This is a genomic window from Croceitalea sp. MTPC5 (genome assembly GCF_036985505.1).
Lineage (GTDB): Bacteria > Bacteroidota > Bacteroidia > Flavobacteriales > Flavobacteriaceae > Croceitalea.
In genome coordinates, this window is the sequence record NZ_BTGQ01000013.1 from 1 (window position 1) to 4,190 (window position 4,190).

At 30.6% G+C, this 4,190-nt stretch carries 4 protein-coding genes; all 4 read left to right on the plus strand.

Going from position 1 to position 4,190, the window contains the following annotated elements:
• Nucleotides 1-81 precede the first annotated feature (81 nt).
• Entirely contained in the window at nt 82-600 is a 519-nt protein-coding gene (locus tag AACM45_RS20085; RefSeq protein ID WP_339144975.1) for a RidA family protein, read from the plus strand.
• Between the two features lie 231 nt (nt 601-831).
• Nucleotides 832-2,508: a MutS-related protein gene (locus AACM45_RS20090; protein WP_286827964.1), complete on the plus strand. Its 1,677-nt coding sequence runs from the start codon at nt 832-834 to the stop codon at nt 2,506-2,508.
• A gap of 181 nt (nt 2,509-2,689) precedes the next feature.
• Nucleotides 2,690-3,256, plus strand: coding sequence for a hypothetical protein (locus AACM45_RS20095; protein WP_339144981.1), 567 nt, complete (start codon nt 2,690-2,692; stop codon nt 3,254-3,256).
• A 156-nt stretch (nt 3,257-3,412) separates the two neighbouring features.
• A complete protein-coding gene (locus AACM45_RS20100) occupies nt 3,413-4,129 on the plus strand; it encodes a DUF6090 family protein (protein ID WP_339144982.1) in 717 nt (238 codons plus the stop codon).
• Nucleotides 4,130-4,190 lie beyond the last annotated feature (61 nt).

Sequence of the window (4,190 nt, forward strand, 5' to 3'; positions counted from 1 at the left end):
TGCGTCATACCGCAGAACGAAACACAATAAAAAACGGGAAAGCCGAAAACCGACCAAAGTAGGCACAAAACATTCAGAATTATGAAAACAATAACCAACCGACTGACTTTTCTTGCAACACTTTGCATATTAATTTTTGGATTGTACAGTTGCGAACAAAAGCAAAAAGAAGAAACGAAAGAAGTTGAAAAAGAAGTAATAGTTGAATCTGACAAACCTGAATATTTTCTGTTACGACCAGAAGTGGAAAAAGCCTATGGATATTCACACGCTGTGAAAATCGGGAATAGCATCAAAATTTCAGGAGCAGTAAGTATGGACGATGAAGGAAATCCAACTGCGGTTGGCGATATAGAACAGCAGATGAAAAACTGTTATGCTGATTTGGAAAAAATATTAAAACACTTTGGGTGCACGTTTGACGATGTAATAAAAGAAGATATTTTCACGACTGATATGGCACAAATGTTGGAAAAATCAGCGTATCGAACTGAGATTTATAAGAACGGATTCCCAACTGGTACTTGGCTTGAAGTAAAAGGATTGGCTTTACCTGAATTTATGGTTGAAATCGAACTTGAAGTGCATAAATCTGAATAAAAGCACGAACGCACAACAACGTATATAAAAAATAGGCGAATTAGTGATAAAATCAAACCTTTTTGCTTGAATCAAGCTTTGTTCTTAACCGAAAGCTCAGTGCTTGAAAATCGCCTACTTTTCATATACCAACCGTTGCCAGTAATGTTGAAGCACCTTATTAAAACGCAATAGAAAAATTAACTGAACATTTTATGTAACGTTAGATAGAAATACCACACTAATTGTTTAATGATAAAAGACATTCTTTTTCAAATTAAATATACCCTTTCTAAAAAAATATTCAATCGAAAAAAGGGGATAAATAAAAGATTAGCAGAATCGTTTGGAAAAGCGAAAGACGAGTCTTTTAACTTTAACTACATTGAAAAGTATTTTAGAAAAAAAGATAATTCATCAGCATATCAGGTATTATCAGACAAAACTTGTAATGATTTGGATTTTGATGATTTGTTCATGTTTCTTGACCGAACCAATTCAAAGATTGGACAACAATACCTTTATAATACACTTCGTACAATTAATTTAAATGAAGAACACACGAAACTAAATGAAAAATTAATTACTGAATTTTCGAAAAACAAGGAATTAAGAATTTCAATTCAAAAAAGAATTGAAAAACTTAACCATAAAGATGCCTATTATATTGAGTCACTATTTCAAGAAGAGCATTTAAGTCCTCCAAAATGGTTTTTTGTTATCAAATTATTATCTTTTACAAGTCTACTTTCATTAATACTATCATTTTTTAATCCTCTGTTTTTCTTAATAGCAATTGGAATTTTCTGTGTGAATTTTGTTATTCACTATTGGAACAAAAATAATTTAGTTCAATATGTAAGTTCTATTCCACAGCTTTTAAGCCTTAATAATTTAGCTTCTCAATTATTTGCAAATCCATTATTGGAAAAAATAAATCCAAACTTACCAAAGTCTATTAAATTAATAAATAATGTTAAAAATAGAATGTCATTTTTTCAAGTTGAAGCGAGGCTTCAAGGAGAATTTGAAATTGTAGCTTGGTTTGTACTAGAAATTTTTAAAATAATATTTTTACTTGAGCCATTATTATTATTTGGAGTATTAAAAAGACTCGATACTAAACGACTTGAAATAGAAAATGTTTTCAGGTTTGTTGGACGTATTGATATGTTAATCTCCATAGCATCATTAAGAAAGGGGCTAAACACATTCTGTATGCCAATAATTAGTTATGATAATAAACTCATTGTTAAAGAAATCACTCATCCTTTAATTTTTAACTGCACAAAAAATAGCATACAAATATCTAAAAAATCAATACTTCTTACTGGTTCTAATATGTCTGGAAAGACCTCTTTTATTAGGGCAATTGGACTTAATATAATTACTGGACTAACAATCAACACTTGTTTTGCAAAATCAATGACCTTTCCTCTATTAAAAGTGTTTTCGGCTATTCGTATAAGTGATGATTTAATGAACGATAAAAGTTATTATTTTGAAGAAGTATTAACGATTAAGGATATGCTCAAAGAAAGTGTGAACGGAGAAAAAAACTTATTCCTTTTGGATGAAATATTTAAGGGCACCAATACAGTAGAACGCATTTCCGCTGGTAAATCAGTTTTATCTGCTCTAGCAAAATATGAAAATAAAGTATTAGTTTCAACTCATGACATAGAATTAACGGAAATGCTTTCCAACGAATATGAATTGTATCATTTTAGTGAGACAATTAACAATAAAACCGTAGGATTCGATTACAAACTTAAAGAGGGTAAATTAAAAAATAGAAATGCTATTAGAATACTCGAAATTAACGATTACCCAAAAGAAGTTGTGAGAGAAGCTATGGAAATTTCAAAAAATCTAGATAGTGGTATTCAGCAAAAAAACACTACTGGCAACAATACCTATATCAAATAGGGCATAAAGTGCTATATTTAATGGCTTGGGTTTATTTACAAAGTCCGCCAAATCTTTTGGATTTGGCAATTAAAAAAGAAAAAATAATTACAAAACAAAAAGCTCTGGCTCGTAGACCAGACGGTAACGAAAAGTTTCCTTGCCTGCCCTACTTGCCATAGCCGTGACGTTGTGCTACATTATGAAAAAACTTCTGCTAACAACATTAACTACCCTTTTTACGAGCATAATTTTTGCTTGTAGTTGCGAATATGGAGGAAATTTTTTGCACGTAACCAAATATTCTGAAACGATTGTTAAAGCCAAAATAATTGAACACGTTTATCATACTGAAGACGGAAAAAGATACACAGACCATAACGAATTTGTCGCCTCTCAAATCTATAATAATTTTGACCCACATTATGGAACAGGAGAATCAATAAAAATTGAAATTCTTGAATTGATTCGCGGAACTGAAAAAAGGAAAGTAATTGAAATATTTAGCACAGACGGAGCTGATTGTAGAGCAAGTACTAGTGGATTTGAAAAGGGCAAAATCTATATTATGTCGATTTATCAACCAAAAAGACCTGAACCCAAATTACCAAATGAAACGGATTCTGACTATGCAATTGGTGGTTGTTCGGAAAACTGGGTTGAATATCTGCCTGAAACGAATGAAATTTTTGGAATAATAAAAGGAAAATCTTATCGCAGAAAAGCAAGAAAATATTCCTATGACAAACTGATTAAAAAAATAACGTAGCACAACAATGTGTATAATTCATTGCTAGTTAGAGCCTACTTACGAAAGTCCTCGCGGACTTTCTATCTGTAATTTATTTGCTAACTTTAATGCTTAAACCACGCAACGAAATCATACACTAGACCGTTGTGCTTCATTATGACCAACCATTAACCAATGATAAAATTTTTTAGAAAAATCCGCCAAAAAATGTTGACTGAAAACAAATTCAGTAAGTATCTGATTTATGGAATCGGAGAAATTATCTTGGTAGTAATTGGAATTTTAATTGCGTTGAGCATTAATAATTGGAATGAAAAGAAAAAGGATAATGATTTTGAGAATGAAATGCTCGCTCAAATTCAAGAAAATTTAGCAAACGATAAGAAAGCATTAAATAACATAAAAATCATTTTTAATAATGCAATTTCTTCTTCTAATAAAATATTGGAACTTAAAAGGTCGGAGGAAAATTTAGATAGTTTAAAATATTGGCTTGCCGATATTATTCAATTTGAGAGATTCCAACCAATTACTAATTCGTATGAAACATTAAAATCAAAAGGACTTGACAAAGTTTCGAATAAAGAACTACGAATGTTACTAGGAGCTTATTATGATGATGAAATTAATCACGTCATAAAATCAGTTGGAGATGTTGAGTATTCTTTTAATAACGATTGGATACCTATTATGAAAGAAATTATAGTTGATTTCAAATTTCAAGATTACGTAATTGTATCTGACCCAAAAATTTTTAGTCAACCATCAACTGCTAGAAATATTTTAACATTGAATAAAGACAATTATAGAGGAGGTTTAAACCGAGTGATTACAGCAATCAATAGTATTGATAAACTAGAAAAGATTTTGGAAAAAACATTGAAAGAATAACGAAAGCACAACAATGGCTATAAGTAATTGCTTGTTCTCGTCTACCTCTGAAAATCCTTGC